Source organism: Pantoea sp. ME81, assembly GCF_903970985.1.
Classification (GTDB): Bacteria; Pseudomonadota; Gammaproteobacteria; order Enterobacterales; family Enterobacteriaceae; genus Pantoea; species Pantoea communis.
In genome coordinates, this window is sequence record NZ_CAJCKS010000006.1 from 47,101 (window position 1) to 70,594 (window position 23,494).

Genomic DNA, 23,494 nt, shown 5'->3' on the forward strand with positions numbered 1-23,494 from the left:
TCTGACGCGGCGAAAAATTAATACTCACAGAAATGTAACATTAGTTTTACACGATCTGGCGAAATATCACGCAACATAAAAACCGCATAAAAAATCAATCCACTACAAATTAATATTAATCATACACTTAAAGTGTGATGCCGCTCACTCTCCGAACATTACCCTGTGCATTCCTCTCACAATATCGCAACAACTGCATTACCATAACCCTCTGATTAAGGGATAAAAATCCCTTATGACAACGGGGTCGAGCTGATTAATTCTTATGCTGAATCATTTCGGCCTTTAAAAAATAAACAAACGTTTAATTCCGATACGAGAATGTTATATTCAAATGCATATGCATAACGTGCAGTTAACCGTTATCGTCCCCTGACTTAAACCTGAGTCTTAACCTTTGAGAAATAGCGCGACGCGCTCGAAAGAAGCGCGGCTGTTTCGCCTGCGAACCTGTTGAACTTCAGGTCAACAGAGAGAGGAGATGTCGCCTCATGAGTACTACTGCGGTAAACCTGGCGCTCGCCGCCGCTGGTATGGATAGCGCAAACCTTCAGGAACGAAAGGATGTCGACGTACTGCTGATCGGCGCAGGCGTGATGAGTGCCACCCTTGGCGCATGGCTGCAGGATCTGGAGCCGGACTGGTCGATTGAAATGGTGGAACGCCTCGACGATGTCGCGGTGGAATCCTCCAATGGCTGGAATAATGCCGGGACCGGTCACGCTGCGTTGGCCGAGCTGAACTATACGCCGCAGAAGGCGGATGGCAGCATCGACATTGCAAAAGCGGTGGCGATCAACGAATCGTTCCAGATTTCTCGTCAGTTCTGGGCGTACCACGTTCAGAAAGGCAACCTGCGCAATCCAAAAAGCTTTATCCACAGTACGCCGCACATGAGCTTCGTCTGGGGCGACGATAACGTTGAGTTCCTGCGCAAACGTTTCCAGGCGCTGCAAAAAAGCACCCTGTTCCGTGGCATGAACTATTCAGAAGATCGTGACCAGATCACCCAGTGGATCCCGCTGGTGATGAATGGCCGTGACAGCAAACAGAAAGTGGCGGCCACCTGGACCGAAATGGGCACCGACGTCAACTTCGGTGAAGTGACGCGTCAACTGATTGCCTCTTTACAGAAGAAAGCCAATTTCCGCCTGCGTCTGCGTCAGGAAGTGCGTGATATCAAGCGCCTGAGCGATGGCCGCTGGCAAGTGACGCTACACAATCTGGCCAGCGGTGAAAATCGCCTGCTGACCACGCGCCAGCTGTTTATCGGTGCGGGCGGTGCGGCGTTGCCACTGCTGCAAAAATCCGGCATCCCGGAAGTGAAAGGCTACGCCGGTTTCCCGGTGGGCGGTTCCTTCCTCGTGACCGAGAATCCAGAAGTGGTGCAGCAGCACATGGCGAAAGTGTACGGTAAAGCCAGCGTGGGCGCGCCGCCGATGTCGGTACCGCACGTGGATACGCGTGTGCTGGATGGTAAGCAGGTACTGCTGTTTGGCCCATTCGCCACCTTCTCGACCAAATTCCTGAAACAGGGCTCGCTGCTGGATATGTTCGGCGCGATGAACGGCAGCAACCTGTTGCCGATGATGCAGGTCGGCCTGAAGAGCTTCGATCTGGTGAAATATCTGGTCGATCAGGTGCTGCAAAGCGATGACGATCGAATGGAAGCGCTGCGTGCTTATGTGCCGCAGGCGAAACAGGAAGACTGGCGTTTAGTCACTGCTGGCCAGCGCGTGCAGATCATCAAGAACGATGAGAAAGAGGGCGGCGTACTGCGTTTAGGCACGGAAGTCGTGACCTCTGAAGATGGTTCGATTTCAGCCCTGCTCGGCGCTTCGCCGGGGGCATCTACTGCAGCGCCGATTATGCTGGAGCTGATGGCGAAAGCCTTCCCTGAGCAGATGCGTTCACCAGAGTGGCAGACCAAAATCCGCGCGGTGATCCCAACCTGGGGCCGTAAGATGAACGGTGACGTAGCGCTGACCGAGAAGATTCTGGCGGAAACCAGCCGCGTACTGCAACTCGACTACGCACCGATCGTTACGCCAGACGCGGCGAACGACGAAGCCCGCGAGACGGCGCACGTGGTGGGGAAGTAACCAGGCAATCCTGATTGCCGTGAATAATGATAAGGCCGCGCAAGCGGCCTTTTTTATGGGTGCACTTCATTTCAGCTCAGCAGCACTGCGTCGTACAGCATCCAGGCCGTGGTGGCCACCAGCGACAGTGCCATCAAACTGTTAAACGCCTGACGTTTCCACGCCACTTGCAGATGACTGCGCAGACGATCCCCCATCGCGGCCCAGATCAGGATGCAAGGTAAGTTCAATGCGGCAAATCCCAGCAATACTGTGATGACGCCGTTGCTGTTGGCGTACATCAGCGCCACGTTAGTCACCATCAGCCAGGCTTTGGGATTCACCGCCTGAAAACAGATGCCGCCCACTAGCGTCATCGGGCGCGGACGCTCACGCGCTTCTGGCGCTGCGGCACGAAAGATTTTCCATGACAGCCAGAGTAAGTAACTGCATCCCACCACCGTAAGTGGTAAACGAATGGATGCCATCCAGTGCAGCAACACATCCAACGCCATGCTTGCCAACAGCATCTGTATCGCACAGCCCACCAGAATGCCAAACAGCATCGGCAAGGTGCGCTTGAAACCAAAATTGACGCCCGATGTGGCGAGCAGCAGGTTGTTCGGGCCGGGGGTGATCGACATCACCGTGACGTAGCTGAAGAATGAAGGGTCGAGCATGATGCGCTTCCTGATGGTCCAAAGTTAACATCATGCTAATGCGTACCGGGTGATGGAAACAGAGACACAAAACCACTATTGTAATGGATACAGTTAACATTAATTTAAATTGTACCCATCGCACGCGGAGGCTTTTGTGTCCCTTCCCCTTTCATCCGGTCAAACGCTGTATCAGCAGCTGGCAGATAGCTTTGCCGAGTCGATTCATCAGGGCACGCTGAAACCGGGAAAACGGCTGCCCGCCATCCGCCGCGTGGCACAATCGCATCAGGTTAGCGTCAATACGGTGCTTAATGCCTGGCAAATCCTTGAAGATCGCGGCCTGATTGAAGCGCGTCCGCAATCGGGCTATTACGTGCGTGGCGTGATGCCAGCCGTGACGCGTCCGGTCAAACCGCTGCCCGCGAAAATCAACGACCCGAGCACGCAGAAGCTGGAACTGATTGAGCAGGTGTTTGCCGCGCAGAATAATGCCGATTACACAAATATCTCTTTGGCCTGTCCGCAGGATGGCACCTTTTATCCGGCAGCGCGCTTAGGCCGAATTACCTCGGGCATTTTACGGCACAATCCCGACATCGTCGGGCGCTATGCGCTCCCGCCGGGTAGTGAGCGCTTACGGGAGGAGATTGCACGTCGCAGTCTGCACACCGGTATCAATCTGACCGCGCAAGAGATCACCCTCACCCACGGCTGCATGGAAGCGTTACAGCTGGCGCTGCGGGCGGTGACCAAGCCTGGCGACTGCATTGGGCTGGAATCTCCCACTTACTTCTTCCTGTTCCCCCTGCTGGCGTCACTGGGACTGAAAGCGCTGGAAATCCCCACCGATCCTCAGCAAGGACTGTCGCTGGATGCGCTGGAGATGCTGCTGCAGGAGAAGCGTATTCAGGCGCTGATCGCCATGCCCGGCGCGCAGAATCCTCTTGGCTATGTGATGCCACTGGAAAATAAGAAGCGGCTGGCAAAGTTAGTGAATACTTACCATATTCCAATGCTGGAAGATGGGCTGTATGACGAGCTGCAGTTTGACTGGCCACTCTCGCCGCCGGTGAAAGCCTTTGATAGCGAGGGCTGGGTGATTTACTGCACCAGCTTTACCAAAACCGTGGCGCCGGATTTCCGCGTGGGCTGGACCGCGGCCGGTCGTTTCCATCAGACCATCGCCCGTTTGAAAGCTGTCTCTTCGATGTCTGAATCGCGGTTGCTGTGTGAAACCCTCGCCGAATTCCTCGCCAGCGGCGGATACGATCATCATCTGCGCTCGCTGCGCCGCCGCTATGCCGCCAATCTCGATGCGGCGCGCGGCATCATGGCGCGCCATTTTCCGCAGGGGACACGCGCCACCCTGCCCAAAGGAGGTTTTGTGTTTTGGGTGGAGTTGCCAGGGAAAGTGGATACCGTGGAGATGTTCCATCGGTTATTGCAGGAGCAGATTTGCGTGACGCCGGGAGCGCTCTACACGCTGAGCGATCGTTATAAACACGCGCTGCGCCTCTCCTGCTGTTACCCGTTTGATGAACGTTATACGTGGGCGCTGAAACGCACCGGCGCGCTAGCCTGCGAAATCACAGGCCTGGCACCGGGACAGGATCAGGGTTTGCCGTTGCGGCCCCAGGTGGTGTAGCCCTCACGCTCGGTCAGACGCTCGTAATAGAGTTGTACGGCGGGAAATTCAGGGTGCTCCAGCGGGGTTTCAAACCAACGATTGACTGCAAGCCCCACAGGAATGTCTGCCAGCGAGAAATTGCGTCCTGCGACGTAGCGCCCGGTTTTTTGCAGATGCTGGTCAAGAATATTCATGGTGTGCGTCCAGCCTTTAATCGCGGCGGCCAGCAAACGCGGATCCTGATGGGCGGGCGAGTTGCGCACCAGTGACATAAACGCATAGCGCCAGGAAGTATTGAGTTCGGTGGCTTGCCAGTCCATCCACTGATCCACCGGTGCACGCGCTCGTGGGTTTTCAGGATAGAGCCAGTCGCCGCCATTGCTGTTGGCGAGATAGCGCAGAATGGCGTTGGATTCCCACATCACGAAGTCATCTTCGATGATCACCGGCACCATGGCATTCGGGTTTAGCGCCATGAATTCCGCCGAGTGCAGCGATTGCGGGTCTTCACCCCAGGGTTCGAGCTCATACGCGAGATCCAGTTCTGAACACAACCACAGAACTTTGCGCACGTTGATTGAAGAAGTACGACCAAGAACTTTTAACATAGCGGACTCCGATTCCAGAATTCTTAGCCTATTCATAGTCCTGTTGACTGACATTAGCAATCTGCAGGATGTAAATCAGGATGTCAGAGTGCCTCAACCAGCAAGGAGTGAAAATGAAAGTCGCGTTTAAGCAGGTGGATGTGTTTACCTCATCAGCGTTTAAAGGTAATCCGCTGGCAGTGATCATGGATGCAGAGGGATTAAGTGACGCCCAACTGGCCGCTATCGCCCGCTGGACCAATTTGTCGGAAACCACCTTTGTCCTGCCAACACAGGATACCGCAGCCGATTACCGGGTGCGTATTTTTACCACCGAAGGGGAATTGCCGTTTGCCGGGCATCCGACGTTGGGCACAGCTCACGCCTTGCTGGAAGCGGGCTGGCAAGTGAAAACGCCGGGCAAGATTGTGCAAGAGTGCGGCGTCGGCCTGGTGGATGTGCGCATTAGCGAGGATGGCGCGCTGGCCTTCGCCGCACCCAACGTCACGCTGACGCCATTTGATGACGCGTTGATGAGCAGCGCATTGAACAGCGAGGCCTATGATCCCCACCAGACGCCGACCATTGTCGATATGGGGATTCGCTGGCTGCTGATCCCGATGAACAGCGCGCAGGCGGTGTTGGATGTGCAGGCCAGCGCAGCGGATCTGCTACGTTTGCAAAAACATGCCGACGTCAATGGCACTGCGCTGTTTGGCCCGTTGCCAGAGGAGTGCGGCGAACAGTACGAGGTGCGTGCGCTGCTGGTTGAGAACGGCAGCCTGACCGAAGATCCGGTAACCGGCAGCGCCAACGCCTGTCTGGCACGTTACTTTGCGGCGCAGGGGAAAACCGAAGATTATCGCGCACGTCAGGGTAGCGCTATCCAGCGTGAAGGACGAATTCAGGTGAGTTTTAGTGGTGAGACCATCTGGATTGGTGGCCAGACAGTGACCGTGATTGACGGGACGATTGAGATCTAAAACACGCGCAATAAATTGCGCCGCTACGACCATCCAAAGGATGGCGTAGCGCCGCGATTTATCGTGCATGAACGCTGCGTCACTCCGCGTGCATGATTACAACGCTTGCCCACCTGAAGCTTCAATACGCTGCGCGGTGATCCAGCCGGTTTCTTCGCTCAGGATGGCACTGATCGCGTCACCAATATCATCCGGTTGACCCACACGGCCCAGCGATGTTACCGAGGCAATGTGATCGTTGAGATCTTTGGTATCGCGCACGCGTCCACCGCCGAAATCAGTTTCAATCGCACCCGGCGCCAGAATATTGACGCGAATACGACGCTCGCCCAGCTCTTTGGCCTGATAGCGCGTCAGCACTTCCATCGCCCCTTTCACCGAGGCATAGGTGCCTGAACCCGGCAGCGTCATGCGTGTTAATCCGCTGGAGATGTTCAGGATGCGGCCACCATCGATAATCAGCGGCAGCAGCTTCTGCGTCAGGAAGTAAGGCCCTTTGAAGTGCACGTTGATCAGCGCATCAAACTCCTCTTCGGTGGTTTCCGCAAACAACTTGTAGTGACCGTGACCGGCGTTGTTCACTAAATAATCAAAGTTATCGCGCTGCCAGGTTTTTTGCAGTGCCTCTCTCACCTGTGCCACAAAGGTGTCAAAGGTGCTGCTGTCGCCAACATCCAGCTGTAACGCCACCGCACGCGCGCCCAGCGCCTCAATCTCTTTCACCACGGCCTGCGCTTCTTCCGCGTGACCACGATAGGTGAAAAGAATATCTACACCTTTGGCTGCCAGTTTCAGCGCACCATTCTTGCCCAAACCGCGGTTGCCGCCGGTAATCAATGCAATTTTATGACTCATGTTTCGCTCCAGTTGGAAAATTGAACACGGGATAAGGATATTCGCTATAAATTGATCTATAAACGCAGAGGAATACGCAGCACTGTTTCACTAACAACAACAATCGGTGAACAACATGGATAAAATTCACGCAATGCAGGTTTTTGTGCGGGTGGCAGAAATGGGCAGTTTTACCCGTGCAGCTGAAAGTCTTGGACTACCGAAAGGCAGCGTATCGCGCCAGCTTCAGGCGCTGGAAAATCAAATGGGCACGCGTCTGCTGCATCGCACCACGCGACGTGTGCATCTCACCCAGGATGGGCTGGTCTACTACGATCGTTGTCTTGATCTATTGTCGATGCTCGACGATATGGACAGCCTGTTCCAGCACGATCCCGCCACCCTGAGCGGCAAGTTGCGCGTCGATATGTCGGTCGCCATGGCCACCGGATTTATCCTGCCGCGTTTGCCTGAGTTTCTGCAGCATTATCCCGGCATCGAAATTGAGCTTAGCAGCAGCGATCGCCAGGTGGATGTGATTCGTGAAGGTTTTGACTGCGTGATCCGCGTGGGCGAGCTGAAAGATTCAGGTCTGATTGCGCGAAAAATCGGATCACATGCCTTGATTAACTGCGCCAGTCCCGACTACCTTTCCCGCTTCGGCATGCCGGTGCGCCTCGAAGATCTTGCACAGCACGCGATGGTGCATTACACCCAGCAGCTGGGGCAGCCTTCTTTGGGGTTTGAATATTTTGATGGCAAGCAGTGCCATTACGTTCAGACCGGCGGCGTGGTGACGGTGAACAGCACTGAAACCTATCGTGCCGCCTGCATCGCGGGATTAGGCATTATTCAGGTGCCCGCGATTGGTGTGCAGCCACTGCTGGAATCAGGCCAGTTAGTGGAAGTGCTGCATCACTTCCCCGCCAAGCCGATGCCGATTTCGTTGCTTTACCCACATCGCCGCAACGTAGCACGTCGCGTGCGGGTGTTTATGGAGTGGCTGAGTCAGGTGTTGCAGGAGTATGTGACATAAAGGGCTATAATTTTAATTTCGCAGTGAACAGGATGATTATCGTCTATGACAGACAAACCTAACCAAGAACCCACGGCTGAAAAGAAGCCGCTGATAGATATCAAGACCGGTAACAAAACCGTGGATGGCTCAATCCAGAACGTGTCGCGCTTTGCGGCCTGGTTCCAGGCCATTCCGGCGGTGGCGCATTTTATGCGCGCGCTGGATCGGTTTAACGATCGCCTCGGCAGCCAGTTTGGCGCAGCGATCACTTACTTCTCCTTCCTATCTCTGATACCGATTTTGATGGTCTCCTTTGCGGCAGTCGGTTTTGTGCTGGCGTCGAATCAGGATTTACTCACCGAGTTGATCAACAAAATCGTTAACAGCATCAGCGATCCTACGCTGGCCACTACGCTAAAGAACACCGTGAACACCGCGATTCAGCAGCGCGCGACGGTCGGGTTAACCGGTTTGCTGCTGGCGCTCTACTCTGGCATTAACTGGATGGGCAATTTGCGCGAGGCGGTGCGCGCGCAATCGCGTGATGTTTGGGAGCGTAAGCCGGACGATCAAGAGAAGTTATGGAAGAAATATGCGCGTGATTTGGTGTCGTTGCTGGGTCTGATGCTGGCGCTGGTGATTACCCTGTCGCTGACCTCTATTGCCGGTGCCGCGCAGAATGCCATCGTCAACGCGTTGGGATTGGAGGATATCGAGTGGCTGCGCCCGGCAATGACCATCATTGCGCTGTCGATTTCCATCTTTGCCAACTATCTGTTGTTCCTGTGGATTTTCTGGATTCTGCCGCGCCATAAGCCGCGCAAAAAAGCACTATTTCGCGGCACGCTGCTGGCGGCGATTGGTTTTGAAGTGATTAAGTTTGTGATGACGCTGACGCTGCCAAAGCTGGCCACTTCGCCCTCTGGGGCAGCCTTTGGTTCAGTGCTGGGATTAATGGCGTTCTTTTACTTCTTTGCCCGTCTGACACTGTTCTGCGCCGCGTGGATAGCCACCGCAAAATACAAGGATGATAAAGAGATGCCGCAGCCGCATCAGGGCAATTAACATCGCAAAATTGTTACATTTGCCGCAACAGCTAAAAATGTTTCCTGCTGGCTATTATTCCAGCAAAAACCAGCAGGAAACGCTAAAGGGTCACTTTAATTTGGCCCTTTTGCAGAGATTCCCGCCAAAAAAGTGACACTTCCCGTTCCCATCACCCGCCGATTGCCGCAACTCAGAAATTATCCACTTTTTCGCCGAAAATGCCTGTTCTGGCGCGGGTTTTCATCATTGAATGCCGCAAAACAGGTGCGTAAGATTCTCTGTCTACATTTACAATTAAGAAACAGTCATGCAAGCCTCCATCACAGAAACACTCGACAAAAAACACGACGACACGCCCGTAAACTCTCGCGGCAAAGTGGTCGTGGCATCGCTTGTCGGCACCGCGATCGAATTCTTCGATTTCTATATTTATGCCACTGCGGCCGTCATCGTCTTTCCGCATATTTTCTTCCCGCAGGGTGATGCCACCGTGGCAACGCTACAGTCGCTGGCTACGTTTGCTATCGCCTTCGTCGCGCGCCCGATTGGTTCTGCGCTGTTCGGTCACTTTGGCGACCGTGTAGGCCGTAAAGCCACCCTGGTGGCATCGCTGCTGACCATGGGCGTCTCTACCGTATTGATCGGTCTGCTGCCTGGATACCAAACCATTGGCGTTGCTGCTCCGCTGCTGCTGGCGCTGGCGCGCTTTGGTCAGGGCCTGGGTCTTGGTGGTGAATGGGGCGGCGCCGCTCTATTGGCAACCGAAAATGCGCCAGCGAAAAAACGTGCGCTCTATGGTTCATTCCCGCAGCTTGGCGCGCCAATTGGCTTCTTCTTTGCCAACGGTACTTTCCTGTTGCTCTCCTGGCTGCTGACCGATGAGCAGTTCATGAACTGGGGCTGGCGTGTGCCGTTTATCCTTTCTGCTGTACTGGTACTGATTGGCCTTTATGTGCGCGTTTCGCTGCACGAAAGCCCGGTGTTTGCCAAAGTGCAGAAAGAGAACAAGCAGGTCAAAATGCCGATCGGTACGCTGCTGAGCAAGCATCTGACCGCTACGATTCTTGGCACCTTCATCATGCTGGCGACCTATACGCTGTTCTACATCATGACCGTGTACTCGATGAGTTACGGCACTGCACCGGCGCCAGCGGGCTTAGGCTTTTCCCGTAATAGCTTCCTGTGGATGCTGATGGTGGCGGTGATTGGCTTTGGTGTGATGGTACCGATTGCGGGCCTGCTGGCAGACCGCTATGGCCGTCGTCGCACCATGATCACCATTACTTTGTTGATCATTGCCTTCGCACTGATGTTCCCGATGCTGCTGGGTTCAGGCTCACAGATTCTGGTGATGGGCTTCCTGCTGCTAGGCCTGAGCATTATGGGCCTCACCTTTGGGCCGATGGGTGCTCTGCTGCCAGAGCTGTTCCCGACCGAAGTCCGTTATACCGGCGCGTCGTTCTCCTATAACCTATCGTCAATTCTCGGTGCCTCGGTTGCGCCTTATATTGCAACATGGTTGAACGCTAACTACGGTTTGCAGGCGGTCGGTTTTTATCTGGCTTCCATGGCCGTGCTGACGCTGATTGCGCTGATTGCTTGTAAAGAGACGCGCCATCAGACGCTGTACGAAGCGGTGTGATGGTTGCAGATTGATATGATGAACCCGGCTCAGGCCGGGTTTTTTATTGGGTCGGAATTGAGATACGGGCGAATGACATGAGGGCACCGCGTTAGCGGCGCGAGGACGCCAGACCCTAAGCGGCCCCGGACTGCGTGATCGCCATGCGTTACGGCTCAATGGTGTTTTGTCGTGTCTGAGTGTGAGAAACCTATCTGATCAGGCATAAAAAAACCCCGGCAAGCCGGGGTTCTTCTTGTGCTGAAAACGGTGTCGTGCGGGGATTAGCCAGCAACCGCGATGCGTTTCATATCGGTCATGTAGCCACGCAGTTTACGGCCAACCGCTTCGATTGGGTGCTGACGTATGGCTTCGTTAACATCACGCAGCTGCGCGTTATCAACCTGAGTGCCTTCAATCGCTTTGCCCAGATCGCCCGGCTGCAGGGTGGTCATGAACTCTTTCAGCAGTGGAACTGCCGCGAAGGAGAACAGGTAGTTACCGTATTCTGCGGTATCAGAGATAACCACGTTCATTTCATACAGACGCTTACGTGCAATGGTGTTCGCGATCAGCGGCAGCTCGTGCAGTGATTCGTAGTAAGCAGACTCTTCAATGATGCCTGCATCGATCATGGTTTCGAAGGCCAGCTCAACGCCCGCTTTCACCATCGCAACCATCACAACGCCTTTGTCGTAGTACTCTTGCTCGTCGATTTTACCTTCGAACTGTGGTGCGTTCTCGAATGCAGTTGCACCGGTCTCTTCACGCCAGGTCAGCAGGTTTTTGTCGTCGTTCGCCCAGTCAGCCATCATACCTGAAGAGAATTCGCCCGAGATGATGTCATCCATGTGCTTCTGGAACAGCGGAGCCATGATGGTTTTCAGCTGCTCAGACAGTGCGTAAGCACGGATTTTCGCCGGGTTAGACAGGCGATCCATCATCAGGGTGATGCCACCGAATTTCAGTGACTCGGTGATAGTTTCCCAGCCGAATTGAATCAGTTTTTCGGTATAAGCCGCATCGTGACCTTCAGCCACCAGCTTATCGAAGCACAGCAGTGAACCGGCCTGCAGCATACCGCACAGGATAGTCTGCTCGCCCATCAGGTCAGATTTCACTTCTGCAACGAAGGAAGATTCCAGTACGCCAGCACGGTCGCCGCCGGTGGCAGCAGCCCAGGCTTTAGCGATTGCCAGGCCTTCGCCTTTTGGATCATTTTCTGGGTGAACCGCGATCAGGGTTGGCACACCGAAACCACGCTTGTACTCTTCACGCACTTCAGTACCTGGGCACTTCGGCGCAACCATCACCACGGTGATGTCTTTACGGATGGTTTCACCCGATTCAACGATGTTGAAACCGTGTGAGTAGCCCAGCGCTGCGCCATCTTTCATCAGAGGCTGTACCGCTTTAACTACCGCTGAGTGCTGCTTGTCTGGCGTCAGGTTAACCACCAGATCCGCCTGTGGGATCAGCTCTTCGTAAGTACCTACTTTGAAACCGTTATCGGTCGCTTTGCGGAAAGAAGCACGCTTCTCAGCAATCGCTTCAGCACGCAGTGCATAAGCGATATCCAGACCGGAGTCACGCATGTTCAGACCCTGGTTCAGACCCTGAGCGCCACAGCCAACGATAACGACTTTCTTGCCTTTCAGGAAGCTAGCGCCATCCGCGAATTCATCGCGTGACATGAAACGACATTTGCCTAACTGCGCTAACTGGTTGCGCAGATTCAATGTGTTGAAGTAGTTAGCCATGGGTACTCCGGTTAGATGTTGTGTTTGCTTTTGTTCGGTAACGACACCGTATTCAGTGCCGCGAATGACCCCATCATATGACAGGAAATCCATTGCTTAAATTGATATATTAGCAAGGTCACATTGCAGAATTTGCAACAACACGTCGAGGTAAAACGCGCATGGATTTACGAGACCTGAAGCTCTTTCTTCATCTGGCCGAAAGCTGTCACTTTGGTCGCACCGCGCGTGCTATGCACGTCAGTCCCTCCACGCTCTCTCGCCAGATTCAGCGCCTTGAAGAAGATGTGGGTCACGCGCTGTTCCTGCGTGATAACCGCACCGTGACGCTCACTGAAGCCGGCGAGCGCCTCAAGCAATTTGCTCAGCAAACCTTGTTGCAATATCAACAGCTGCGCCACGTGATGGATCTGAACGGTCCTTCACTGAGCGGCGAGCTGCGCCTGTTCTGCTCGGTGACCGCCGCTTACAGCCATCTGCCTCCAATTCTCGATCGCTTCCGTGCAGAACATCCACAGGTGGAAATCAAACTCACCACCGGTGACGCCGCCGATGCGATTGGGATGGTGCAGTCGGGCGAAGCGGATTTAGCGATTGCCGGTCGTCCTGAATCGCTGCCAGCCAGCATAGATTTTACGCCATTAGGCATTATTCCGCTGGTGCTGATCGCCCCGGCACTGCCTTGTCCGGTGCGAGGCCAGGCAACGCAGGACAATCCCGACTGGTCACAGATCCCCTTTATCGTTCCAGAACAAGGGCCTGCACGGCGCGGTATTGATTTGTGGTTCCGTCGCCATCGCATTCCCAATCCACAAATTTACGCCACGGTTTCTGGCCATGAGGCGATTGTATCGATGGTAGCGCTGGGATGTGGCATCGCGCTGCTGCCGGATGTGGTGCTGGAGAACAGCCCGGAGCCGGTACGCAATCGCGTACTGACGCTGGAGAATGTGGAGTCGGTCGCGCCGCTGGAACTGGGCGTGTGCGTACAAAAAAAGCGGCTCGGGGAGCCGCTTATCAGTGCTTTCTGGAACCTGCTGTAGTTACTGCCCGGCGAGGAAGAAACGGAACGCCGGGTTATTCGCTTCATCGTGCCATTCGTAGCCCAGCGCCGTGAGATGGGTTTCGAAATCCGGCTCTTGATCGTTGGCTTCGAAGGCCACCAGCACGCGACCAAAATCGGTACCGTGGCTGCGATAGTGGAACAACGAGATATTCCAGTGTGCGCCGAGCGTCTGCAGGAACTTCAGCAGCGCGCCCGGTGCTTCCGGGAACTCAAAGCTAAACAGGCGCTCGCGCAGCGGTTTCGATGGACGACCGCCGACCATGTAGCGCACGTGCAGCTTCGCCATCTCATCATCTGACAGATCCACCACCTGGTAGCCACCTTCGCTGAGCTGGCTGATGATCTCACTGCGCTCTTCCAGACCGCGCGTTAAGCGCACCCCGACGAAGATGCAGGCGTTATCGGCATCCGCATAGCGATAGTTGAACTCGGTGATCGAACGGCCACCCAGCGTCTGACAGAAACGCAGGAAACTGCCCTGCTGTTCCGGAATGGTGACCGCCAGCAACGCTTCGCGCTGTTCGCCAATTTCACACCGTTCCGACACATAGCGCAGGCCGTGGAAGTTGACGTTGGCGCCCGACAAGACGTGCGCGAGGCGCTCGCCTTTGATGTCGTGCTGCTGGATGTACTTCTTCATGCCCGCCAGCGCCAGCGCACCCGAAGGTTCCGCCACCGCACGCACATCTTCGAACAGGTCTTTCACCGCCGCGCAGATGGCATCGCTATCCACGGTGATGATGTCATCGAGATACTCTTTGCACAGGCGGAAGGTTTCGCTGCCAATGCGCTTCACCGCCACACCTTCAGCAAACAAACCGACGCGCGCCAGATCAACCGGCTCGCCCGCATCCAGTGCCGCTTTCAGGCAGGCTGAGTCTTCCGATTCTACCGCGATCACTTTGATCTGCGGCATCAGCTGTTTGATCAGCACCGCCACGCCCGCTGCCAGCCCACCACCGCCGACCGGCACAAATACGCGATCGATATGCGCATCTTGTTGCAGCAGTTCCATGGCCAGCGTGCCCTGCCCGGCAATTACTGCCGGGTGGTCAAACGGTGGCACAAAGGTGTAACCCTGCTGCTCGGCCAGCTCGATGGCTTTGGCTTTTGCCTCGTCGAAGTTAGCACCAAACAGATAAACCTCACCGCCAAATGCGCGCACTGCATCAACCTTGATGTCCGCCGTGGCCACCGGCATCACAATCAGTGATTTGATGCCAAGCCGACTCCCCGAAAGTGCCACACCCTGTGCGTGGTTACCGGCCGAAGCCGTAATCACGCCGCGTGCTTTTTGCTCTTCGGTCAGTCCGGCAATCATCGCATATGCCCCACGCAGCTTGAAGCTGTGCACTGCCTGGCGATCTTCACGCTTCACCAAAATGGTGTTGCCGAGACGCGATGAAATTTTTTCCATTTTCTGCAGCGGCGTCACCTGCGCAATTTCGTACACAGGCGCACGCAGCACTGCGCGCAAATACTCCGCGCCGTTAGGCGACGCAGGTAGCGGTTGAGACTCAGCCATCAGTTGTTAGCCTCCCAGCTTGGACTTATCGCGTACCGCGCCTTTATCAGCGCTGGTCGCGAGTGATGCATAAGCACGCAGCGCGAAGGAGACGGCACGTTCGCGGTTGTGCGGGGTGTAGGCCGCTTCGCCACGCGCCAACTCTTTTTCACGACGAGCGTGGATTTCGTTGTCTGGCAGATCCAGATGGATACGACGGTTCGGGATATCCAGCTCGATCATGTCGCCATCCTGAATCAGCGCGATGGTGCCACCACTCGCCGCTTCTGGAGAGATGTGACCCACTGAAAGACCCGAAGAACCACCAGAGAAACGACCATCGGTGATCAGCGCACAGGCTTTACCCAGACCCATCGATTTCAGATAGGTGGTTGGATAGAGCATTTCCTGCATGCCCGGACCGCCTTTCGGCCCTTCGTAACGGATCACCACGCAATCGCCCGCCACAACTTTGCCGCCGAGGATCGCATCTACCGCGTCATCCTGGCTTTCGTAGACTTTGGCTGGACCTTTGAAGGTCAGCAGCTCAGCGTCAACGCTGGCGGTTTTAACGATACAACCATCTTCAGAGATGTTGCCGTACAGTACGGCCAGACCGCCATCCTGAGAGAAGGCGTGCTCACGAGTACGGATACAACCCTCTTTACGGTCATCATCGAGTGTGTCCCAACGGCAGTCTTGTGAGAAGGCTTGGGTGGTACGGATGCCGGCTGGGCCCGCGCGGAACATTTTCTTCACCGCTTCGTCTTGGGTCAGCATGATGTCGTACTGATCCAGGGTCTCACGCATGCTCTGCTGCAGAACGTTGCGCGCACTGGTATCGATCAGCCCGGCACGATCCAGCTCGCCCAGAATCGCGACAACGCCACCGGCACGGTGCACATCTTCCATGTGATATTTCGGCGTACTCGGTGCCACTTTGCACAGGTGCGGCACTTTGCGCGACAGGCGGTCGATATCTGACATGTTGAATTCGATTTCGCCTTCCTGCGCCGCTGCCAGCAGGTGCAGAACGGTGTTGGTGGAACCGCCCATGGCGATATCCAGCGTCATCGCATTCTCAAATGCCGCTTTGGTGGCGATGTTGCGTGGCAGTACGCGCTCATCATCCTGCTCGTAATACTTTTTGGTCAGGCTAACGATGCGCTTACCGGCGTTGAGGAACAGCTCTTTACGGTCGGCGTGGGTCGCCAAAAGTGAACCGTTGCCCGGCTGTGCCAGACCCAGCGCTTCGGCCAGACAGTTCATCGAGTTCGCAGTGAACATCCCTGAGCAAGAACCACAGGTTGGGCAAGCAGAACGTTCGATTTTATCGCTGTCTTCATCGCTGACGTTCGGGTTAGCGCCCTGAATCATCGCATCAACCAGGTCCAGCTTGATGATTTTGTCAGACAGTTTGGTCTTACCGGCTTCCATCGGACCGCCGGAGACAAAGATCACCGGGATGTTGAGGCGCAGTGACGCCATCAGCATGCCGGGGGTGATTTTGTCGCAGTTAGAGATACACACCATGGCATCGGCGCAGTGCGCGTTCACCATGTACTCCACGGAATCGGCGATCAGCTCGCGCGAAGGCAGTGAATACAGCATGCCGCCATGACCCATGGCGATACCGTCATCCACCGCGATGGTGTTGAACTCTTTGGCGACACCACCGGCGGCTTCGATTTGCTCAGCCACCAGCTTGCCCATATCGCGCAAGTGCACGTGGCCCGGCACGAATTGGGTGAATGAGTTAACCACGGCGATAATCGGTTTACCGAAATCGGCGTCGGTCATTCCTGTGGCGCGCCACAGGGCGCGTGCACCCGCCATGTTACGACCATGGGTGGTGGTGGCAGAACGGTACTTAGGCATGCTCTATTTACTCCAGTCTGAAATATGACGCGGGCGCAGCTGCACCCGCGTAACTGTCTTGTTATGGATTAACTTGATCCAACCAGCCGTACTTGTCTTCGGTTTCGCCAGTGAACAGGCCGAAGAATGCGCTCTGAATTTTGGTGGTCACTGGACCGCGTTTGCCCGCACCGACCTGAATGCCGTCAACGCTACGTACCGGGGTGATTTCTGCCGCAGTACCCGACATGAACACTTCATCAGCCAGATACAGAGATTCACGCGACAGCGTTTGCTCACGCACTTCGATACCCAGGTCGATCGCCAGCTTGATGATGGCGTCACGGGTGATACCTGGCAGGGCTGAAGAAGTGAACGGCGGCGTGAACAGAATGCCATCTTTCACTTCGAACAAGTTTTCGCCAGCACCTTCTGAAATATAGCCGTTGGTGTCGAGAGCGATACCTTCCTGATAACCGTGGCGACGCGCTTCGCTGCCGACCAACAGTGAGGAGAGGTAGTTACCACCGGCTTTAGCCGCGGTTGGCAGGGTATTCGGTGCAACACGGTTCCATGAAGACACCATCGCATCGATACCGTTTTCCAGAGCTTCAGCACCCAGGTAAGCACCCCATGGGAAAGCAGCGATGATCACGTCGGTGGTGTAGCCATCTGGTGGGTTCACACCCAGGCCTACGTCGCCAACAAACGCCAATGGACGAATGTAAGCGCTTTTCAGTTTGTTCACGCGAATCACTTCGCGGCACGCTTCCATCAGCTCATCAACAGAGGCGGCGATAGGAAAACGATAGATTTTGGCGGAGTCGTGCAGACGCTGCATGTGTTCACGGTGACGGAACACCACTGGGCCTTTGTGTGAGTCGTAGCAACGTACGCCTTCAAACACTGAAGTACCGTAGTGCAGTGCGTGAGACATGACGCTGACCTTGGCATCTTCCCACTTAACCATCTCCCCGTTGAACCAAATAAAGTCTGCTTTCTTCGTACTCATTGTTATTTCCTTTGGCGACTAAGCGCGGATTTGTTGTGATGTCTGTTGCTGGATCTCGACACAAGCGACATCCATAAGTTTGCTTAACTGCGAAGACAGTAAATCGACCGAACGCTGGCTGGCAACGGTCATCTCGATATTAATGTTCTCAGCGTTGATCGCAGATGCCATGTTCATCGAGCACACCTGGAAGCCACGGTGGCGGACAACACGCAAAATGCGCTCCAATATTTCAGGGCGGAAGCGGGCTTCGATAGACAATTGATGCTGATTCATGCGGTTTTCTCCATCATGTTTGCGTTGCTGGCACCCGGCGGTACCAATGGCCAGACGTTCTCATGCTCATCAATCGAAACATGCAGGAAGTAAGGACCTTCACTGTTCAGCAGAGCATCTATCGCGGCGTCGACCTGATCTTTACGGCTAATGTGCTGGCCTGGGATATCAAAGGCGCTGGCTAGCGTGAGGAAATCGGGGTTATCGGTAAGGATGGTTTCGCTGTAGCGACCATCAAAGAACAACTGCTGCCACTGGCGCACCATGCCCAAACGTTGGTTATCCAGTAGCAGGATTTTCACCGGCAACTTACCGCGCTTGATGGTGCCCAGTTCCTGGATATTCATCATGATTGAGCCATCACCTGACACGCAGATCACGGTGTCTTCCGGGCGAGCAACCTGCGCACCGATGGCGGCAGGCAGACCGAAGCCCATGGTGCCGAGGCCGCTGGAGGTGATGAAGTTCTCTGGCTGAGTGAAGCTCATGTGCTGCGCAGCCCACATCTGATGCTGGCCCACATCGGTGGTCACCACCGCGCTGTCCGTTTTACGATCGGAGAGTTGTTTCAGCAGCAGCGGCGCATAAATCGCCTCACCTGGATGATCGTAGCGCCAGTCAAACTCGGCTTTCATCGCTTTTACTTCGGTGCGCCAGCCCTCAATCTGCATCGGCATACTCAACGCGGGCAGCACCTGGTTCAAATCACCTTGCAACGAAACGTGCGCACGACGCAATTTGTTCAACTCGGCCGGATCGATATCGATATGAATGACGTTCGCATGCGGGGCGAAGGTGTCTAACTTACCGGTGACGCGGTCGTCGAAACGCGCGCCAACGGCGATCAGTAAATCGCACGATTGCACGGCAAGGTTGGCAGCTTTGGTGCCGTGCATACCCAACATGCCAAGATAGAGATCGCTGCTGGCGTCTGCGCTTCCCAGGCCTTTCAACGTGGACACCGTTGGGATGCCGGTTGCTTCAGCCATGGCACGTAATGCAGGCACCGCTTGCGCCATGCCAACACCGCCGCCGATATACAGCATTGGCTTATGCGACTGCGCCATTAATGCGCGGGCTTCCGCGATATGCTCTGGCGAATGACTGATCGCCTCTTCAACCGGCAACAGGTGTGGGGTTAAATCGGCACTAGCAATTTGGATGTCTTTCGGGATATCCACCAGAACCGGACCGGGACGACCAGACTGGGCGATGGCAAAGGCTTCGGCCATCACGGAAGGCAAATCTTCGAGGGATTCAACCAGGAAACTGTGCTTGGTGCAGGCTAATGACAGGCCGAGAACGTCGATTTCCTGGAAGGCATCGGTGCCGATGAACGCAGATGAAACCTGACCGGTGATCGCGACAACTGGGATGGAATCCATAAACGCATCGGCTAAACCGGTGATCAGGTTAGTGGCGCCGGGACCGGAAGTGGCGATACACACGCCAGTTTTACCGGTGGCACGGGCATAACCAATTGCCGCCATCACTGCACCTTGCTCATGACGACACAGTAGGTGTTCCACGCCGCCATCGTAGAGCGCATCGTACACTGGCATGATTGCGCCGCCAGGATAGCCAAACACTGTGTCGACACTCTGCGCGCGTAAAGCCTGAACTACCCACTGTGCACCTGTCATCGTTATTCTCCTGTATTCCTGGTGGAACAACAGAACTTTATGCTACTGCTCATAATCTGTTCCTCGCTGATTCGCTGATATTTAGCCAGGTCGAAAAAAAACCCCCGGACCTTTCGGTGCGGGGGTTTTTGGAATTCCGGGCTTGATTTTTAAGCCTTTCTTTCTCCAAGCGATGCCCCGCACGGTGGGATAATAATCACCACCACGCTAATCACGACTAGGCTAATCACTTGTAGAAGGGCTTTCATGTGTTGTCTGTTTTTTCGATTGTTCGAAGTAATACCTACAGAGTTACCATAGTTATCTACGCGTTGACAATTATTTTCATAATGTTTTTTTATGACGTAAGCAATGGGTGTGGGTTATCGCCTTGTAAGTTAAAGGTTATTTTAAGTTGTGAAAAATTTTCATTACGCACACTGCTCAACCTCTCTGTTAATTCTGCGATATCGACCTCAACTGCGGCGAAAACATTGTAAAAACCGCCGATTCACTGGAATCCGGCGCTGATGTTTTTTAATCGCATTCGCAATCTGAATTTACTCCTCGCATGATGAAGACAACAAGGAGTGGTTATGTCTTTATCAAAGGTTCTCACTCGCGCGGCGCTCGGCGTACAGGCGCCATTGGTAACGGTTGAGGTGCATATCAGCAAGGGGTTGCCCGCTTTAACGCTGGTTGGCTTGCCTGAAACCACGGTGAAGGAAGCGCGGGAACGGGTACGCAGTGCCATTATCAATAGCGGATTCACCTTCCCTGCTAAACGCGTCACCATCAATTTGGCTCCTGCCGATCTGCCAAAAGAAGGTGGGCGCTACGACCTTCCCATCGCCATTGCGATTCTCGCGGCCTCAGAGCAGCTTCCTGACGCGAAACTGGCGCACTATGAGTTCCTGGGGGAGTTAGCACTGAACGGCGCGCTCTGTGGCGTTCAGGCCTCTATTCCAGCAGCGATGGCCGCTTTGCAAGCCGGCAGGCAGATGGTGTTAGCTGAAGAGAATCAACAGGATGTCGGATTGATACAACAAGGGGAAACGCTCGTCGGTAAACATCTGCTCGAGATCTGCGCTTTCCTGCATAACCAGTCGACACTCACCGTTGCGTATTCTCAACCTGAGACGCTGCAACAGGAAAGCCAGGACCTCAGCGAAATCATCGGTCAGGAACAAGGACGTCGCGCCCTGGAGATCACTGCCGCTGGCGGGCATAACCTGTTACTGCTTGGACCGCCCGGCACAGGGAAAACCATGCTAGCGACCCGCCTGCCCGGCATTATGCCGCCCTTAGACGACCAGGAAGCACTGGAGTGCGCAGCGATTAATAGCCTGGTCAGCAGCCGAAACCTCCATCATCAGTGGCGCAGAAGGCCATTCAGAGCTCCTCATCACAGCGCTTCGTTGTATGCATTAGTGGGAGGAGGAGCAATCCCCCGGCCTGGTGAGATCTCTCTGGCGCACAATGGCGTCCTGTTTCTGGATGAACTCCCGGAGTTTGACCGCAAGGTACTGGATGCATTACGCGAGCCCATTGAATCCGGCGAGATTGCGATTTCCCGTACACGCGCCAAAGTCACTTATCCTGCGCGCTTTCAGTTAATTGGCGCCATGAACCCCAGCCCTACCGGGCATTATCAAGGCCGTCATAATCGATGCTCGCCGCAACAGGTGCTGCGCTATTTGAGCCGGCTCTCAGGTCCGTTTCTTGATCGCTTTGATCTGTCTCTGGAAATCCCGTTGCTACCCAGTGGAACCTTAAGTCAAAAACAGGAAGTCAGTGAGAGCAGCGAGACGGTACTTAAACGCGTCCTTGCTGCTCGTCGGAGGCAAATTGAGCGAGCAGGCAAAATAAACGCGCATTTATCTAATCCGGAGATTGCCCAGTGCTGTGTACTGAGACAGGACGATGCTATATGGCTGGAAGCTGTATTGAATTCGCTGGGTCTTTCTGTGCGCGCGTGGCAACGCATTTTGAAAGTCGCCAGGACGATTGCCGACTTGGCAGGGGAGGAGACGATTTCACGACAGCATTTGCAGGAGGCTGTGGGTTATCGCAGCATTGACCGGTTGCTAATCTTTCTGCACAACAGTCTGGAATAAAAAACGGGGCTTTAGAAGCCCCGCTATTTTTTAATCATCGCTATCGCTAAAGTCTTCCACAGTGTCCATCTGCGGCTTACCGCCAGACAATGTGTGGAAACGCTTAGGACGCTTAATACGTGCGGTATATTTCGACCAGACACGTTCAGCTTCCGTTTGCGGCTCACGCAGACCACGACATACTTCTAAAAACGAACGCTCTTCTTCAGTCGCTGGTTCACGCTTGGCGAGGTCCAGTTCATTGAAGGCGTAACCGTGGCGTTCCAGAAGCTGAGCTTCTTTAATGGTGAAATCACCATGACGTGAAAAACCACGAGGATAATGTTTGTTATCAAAGAAACGATTTGTTGTTGCGAAGCTATCCGCCATTTTACACGCTCCCGACTCTCTTATGGCCGTGCTATTTATGGCGCGGAGTATTAGATAGGCTTGACAGAGTGTAAAACAAAACATTTAAATCAGTACGACAAACATTTTTTGGGAGAATGCTGTGGATACGGAATTACTGAAAACTTTCCTCGAAGTGAGCAGAACACGCCATTTCGGGCGTGCTGCTGAAGCGCTTTACCTCACGCAATCTGCCGTTAGTTTTCGCATTCGTCAGCTGGAAAATCAGTTGGGAGTCAACCTTTTCACCCGTCATCGAAATAATATTCGGCTGACTTCTGCGGGTGAGCGTTTATTACCCTATGCAGAGAGCCTGATGAGTACCTGGCTGATGGCTAAAAAGGAAGTTTCACATACACAACAGCATCATGAGCTATCGATAGGTGCCAGCGCGTCGTTGTGGGAGGCTTATCTAACCCCTTGGTTAAAAACGCTTTATGAGAACCGGGAAAGCCTTCACCTTGAAGCACGTATCGCACAACGGCATTTGCTGGTAAAGCAATTACATGAGCGTCAGTTGGACCTTTTAATCACCACCGAAGCGCCCAAAATGGATGAATTAACCAGCCAACAGATTGGTCATATTTCACTCGCGCTCTTCCGCGCACGTAAGACTGAGAAACGTGAAAAATATGATTACATTAAACTGGAATGGGGTGCGGATTTTCATCAACATGAAAGTTATTTATCCAGTGATGATGTGCCAGTATTGACCACAACTTCAGCGCATGTGACACGTGAATTACTCCACACTACCGGCGCCTGCGCGTTTTTACCGGATTCATGGCACAGCATTTATAGTGATTTGATGGTTATTCCAGATACACCCGTTGCCGTTCGTCCACTCTATGCGGTGTGGCTGCAGAATAGCGATCAACAAGCACATATTCGTCAGCTGCTTAAATTTCCAGTATTGACGCAATAAAGCAGAAATTGAGAGGGGTTTGAGTGTCGCGCAGTGAAATTCAAACCCTTTTCACTGACGAAGTTATGAGGTAAATGCCAAATTTTGGACAAAAAAAATCCTTTGCCGAAGCAAAGGATTGTTTTCTGGCAGGGGCGGAGGGACTCGAACCCCCAACACCCGGTTTTGGAGACCGGTGCTCTACCAATTGAACTACGCCCCTAAAAGGGTGGCGGAACGGACGGGGCTCGAACCCGCGACCCCCTGCGTGACAGGCAGGTATTCTAACCAACTGAACTACCGCTCCACCGATTCTGTACCAAAATCAGAAAACCGTTCTGACTTCGGGTGTTTCGCCCTTTCAGTGTCACCTGAAAGGTCACGACTCACGAATGAGTCTTAAATTGATGCCTGGCAGTTCCCTACTCTCGCATGGGGAGGCCCCACACTACCATCGGCGCTACGGCGTTTCACTTCTGAGTTCGGCATGGGGTCAGGTGGGACCACCGCGCTAAAGCCGCCAGGCAAA

General features: G+C 54.4%; 20 protein-coding genes, 2 tRNA genes and 1 rRNA gene. 9 read left to right on the plus strand and 14 right to left on the minus strand.

Features of this window, described 5'->3' with window-relative positions; all coding sequences use genetic code 11:
• Positions 1-491: 491 nt before the first annotated feature.
• Positions 492-2,102, plus strand: coding sequence for a malate dehydrogenase (quinone) (gene mqo, locus H7A81_RS02320; RefSeq protein WP_097119452.1), 1,611 nt, complete (start codon positions 492-494; stop codon positions 2,100-2,102).
• Positions 2,103-2,173: 71 nt separating this feature from the next.
• On the opposite strand, the gene H7A81_RS02325 is transcribed toward mqo, so the two are convergent.
• Positions 2,174-2,761 (minus strand): LysE family translocator, encoded by a 588-nt coding sequence (locus H7A81_RS02325; protein ID WP_182056610.1) that lies wholly within the window; start codon positions 2,759-2,761, stop codon positions 2,174-2,176.
• A 136-nt stretch (positions 2,762-2,897) separates the two neighbouring features.
• Here H7A81_RS02325 and H7A81_RS02330 point away from each other — a divergent pair, with 136 nt between their 5' ends.
• Positions 2,898-4,388 carry a PLP-dependent aminotransferase family protein gene (locus H7A81_RS02330; RefSeq protein WP_182056611.1) on the plus strand — a complete coding sequence of 497 codons (1,491 nt, stop codon included), beginning with the start codon at positions 2,898-2,900 and terminating at the stop codon, positions 4,386-4,388.
• On the opposite strand, the gene H7A81_RS02335 is transcribed toward H7A81_RS02330, so the two are convergent.
• Positions 4,355-4,978 carry a glutathione S-transferase family protein gene (locus H7A81_RS02335; RefSeq protein WP_038644142.1) on the minus strand — a complete coding sequence of 208 codons (624 nt, stop codon included), beginning with the start codon at positions 4,976-4,978 and terminating at the stop codon, positions 4,355-4,357. The two genes, H7A81_RS02330 and H7A81_RS02335, sit on opposite strands and share 34 nt — an antisense overlap.
• 113 nt (positions 4,979-5,091) lie before the next feature.
• Between H7A81_RS02335 and H7A81_RS02340 the strand changes: the two genes are divergently transcribed.
• Positions 5,092-5,940, plus strand: coding sequence for a PhzF family phenazine biosynthesis protein (locus H7A81_RS02340; RefSeq protein WP_182056612.1), 849 nt, complete (start codon positions 5,092-5,094; stop codon positions 5,938-5,940).
• 96 nt (positions 5,941-6,036) lie between these two features.
• Here H7A81_RS02340 and H7A81_RS02345 read toward each other — a convergent pair whose 3' ends face one another.
• Entirely contained in the window at positions 6,037-6,795 is a 759-nt protein-coding gene (locus H7A81_RS02345) for an SDR family NAD(P)-dependent oxidoreductase (protein WP_182056613.1), read from the minus strand.
• A 115-nt stretch (positions 6,796-6,910) separates the two neighbouring features.
• On the opposite strand from H7A81_RS02345, the gene H7A81_RS02350 reads away from it, so the two are divergent.
• The 3 genes from H7A81_RS02350 to H7A81_RS02360 all read left to right on the plus strand — a co-directional run bounded on the left by H7A81_RS02350 (position 6,911) and on the right by H7A81_RS02360 (position 10,481).
• Entirely contained in the window at positions 6,911-7,810 is a 900-nt protein-coding gene (locus H7A81_RS02350; RefSeq protein WP_045814179.1) for a LysR family transcriptional regulator, read from the plus strand.
• 45 nt (positions 7,811-7,855) lie between these two features.
• Positions 7,856-8,857, plus strand: coding sequence for an inner membrane protein YhjD (gene yhjD, locus H7A81_RS02355; RefSeq protein ID WP_034819999.1), 1,002 nt, complete (start codon positions 7,856-7,858; stop codon positions 8,855-8,857).
• A gap of 289 nt (positions 8,858-9,146) precedes the next feature.
• A complete protein-coding gene (locus H7A81_RS02360; RefSeq protein WP_034820002.1) occupies positions 9,147-10,481 on the plus strand; it encodes an MFS transporter in 1,335 nt (444 codons plus the stop codon).
• A 263-nt stretch (positions 10,482-10,744) separates the two neighbouring features.
• Here H7A81_RS02360 and ilvC read toward each other — a convergent pair whose 3' ends face one another.
• Positions 10,745-12,220: a ketol-acid reductoisomerase gene (gene ilvC / locus H7A81_RS02365; protein WP_166935137.1), complete on the minus strand. Its 1,476-nt coding sequence runs from the start codon at positions 12,218-12,220 to the stop codon at positions 10,745-10,747.
• A gap of 161 nt (positions 12,221-12,381) precedes the next feature.
• On the opposite strand from ilvC, the gene ilvY reads away from it, so the two are divergent.
• Positions 12,382-13,263, plus strand: a complete 882-nt coding sequence (gene ilvY, locus H7A81_RS02370; RefSeq protein WP_182056614.1) for an HTH-type transcriptional activator IlvY — start codon at positions 12,382-12,384, stop codon at positions 13,261-13,263.
• Here the strand turns inward: ilvY and ilvA are convergent, their stop codons facing one another.
• From ilvA to ilvL, 6 genes are all read right to left on the minus strand, one after another.
• Entirely contained in the window at positions 13,264-14,811 is a 1,548-nt protein-coding gene (ilvA, locus tag H7A81_RS02375) for a threonine ammonia-lyase, biosynthetic (RefSeq protein ID WP_097119459.1), read from the minus strand.
• Positions 14,812-14,817: 6 nt separating this feature from the next.
• Positions 14,818-16,668, minus strand: coding sequence for a dihydroxy-acid dehydratase (gene ilvD / locus H7A81_RS02380; protein WP_097119460.1), 1,851 nt, complete (start codon positions 16,666-16,668; stop codon positions 14,818-14,820).
• A gap of 61 nt (positions 16,669-16,729) precedes the next feature.
• On the minus strand, positions 16,730-17,659 hold the full coding sequence (locus tag H7A81_RS02385; protein ID WP_034820022.1) for a branched-chain amino acid transaminase: 930 nt from the start codon (positions 17,657-17,659) through the stop codon (positions 16,730-16,732).
• An 18-nt stretch (positions 17,660-17,677) separates the two neighbouring features.
• Positions 17,678-17,935 carry an acetolactate synthase 2 small subunit gene (gene ilvM, locus H7A81_RS02390; RefSeq protein WP_034820026.1) on the minus strand — a complete coding sequence of 86 codons (258 nt, stop codon included), beginning with the start codon at positions 17,933-17,935 and terminating at the stop codon, positions 17,678-17,680.
• Positions 17,932-19,578 carry an acetolactate synthase 2 catalytic subunit gene (gene ilvG, locus H7A81_RS02395; RefSeq protein WP_182056615.1) on the minus strand — a complete coding sequence of 549 codons (1,647 nt, stop codon included), beginning with the start codon at positions 19,576-19,578 and terminating at the stop codon, positions 17,932-17,934. The genes ilvM and ilvG overlap by 4 nt, the downstream gene beginning before the upstream one ends.
• A gap of 149 nt (positions 19,579-19,727) precedes the next feature.
• Positions 19,728-19,826 carry an ilv operon leader peptide gene (gene ilvL, locus H7A81_RS02400; protein ID WP_071531048.1) on the minus strand — a complete coding sequence of 33 codons (99 nt, stop codon included), beginning with the start codon at positions 19,824-19,826 and terminating at the stop codon, positions 19,728-19,730.
• A gap of 327 nt (positions 19,827-20,153) precedes the next feature.
• Between ilvL and H7A81_RS02405 the strand changes: the two genes are divergently transcribed.
• Positions 20,154-21,674 carry a YifB family Mg chelatase-like AAA ATPase gene (locus tag H7A81_RS02405; RefSeq protein ID WP_182056616.1) on the plus strand — a complete coding sequence of 507 codons (1,521 nt, stop codon included), beginning with the start codon at positions 20,154-20,156 and terminating at the stop codon, positions 21,672-21,674.
• 30 nt (positions 21,675-21,704) lie between these two features.
• Here the strand turns inward: H7A81_RS02405 and H7A81_RS02410 are convergent, their stop codons facing one another.
• Positions 21,705-22,043 carry a DUF413 domain-containing protein gene (locus H7A81_RS02410; protein WP_034820034.1) on the minus strand — a complete coding sequence of 113 codons (339 nt, stop codon included), beginning with the start codon at positions 22,041-22,043 and terminating at the stop codon, positions 21,705-21,707.
• Between the two features lie 121 nt (positions 22,044-22,164).
• Between H7A81_RS02410 and hdfR the strand changes: the two genes are divergently transcribed.
• Positions 22,165-22,986, plus strand: a complete 822-nt coding sequence (gene hdfR / locus H7A81_RS02415) for an HTH-type transcriptional regulator HdfR (protein WP_034820037.1) — start codon at positions 22,165-22,167, stop codon at positions 22,984-22,986.
• Positions 22,987-23,112: 126 nt separating this feature from the next.
• Here the strand turns inward: hdfR and H7A81_RS02420 are convergent.
• From H7A81_RS02420 to rrf, 3 genes are all read right to left on the minus strand, one after another.
• Positions 23,113-23,188 (minus strand) — tRNA-Trp (locus H7A81_RS02420).
• Positions 23,189-23,195: 7 nt separating this feature from the next.
• A tRNA-Asp gene (locus H7A81_RS02425) sits at positions 23,196-23,272 on the minus strand.
• A 102-nt stretch (positions 23,273-23,374) separates the two neighbouring features.
• Positions 23,375-23,490: ribosomal RNA gene (rrf, locus tag H7A81_RS02430) — 5S ribosomal RNA — on the minus strand.
• Positions 23,491-23,494: the final 4 nt, after the last annotated feature.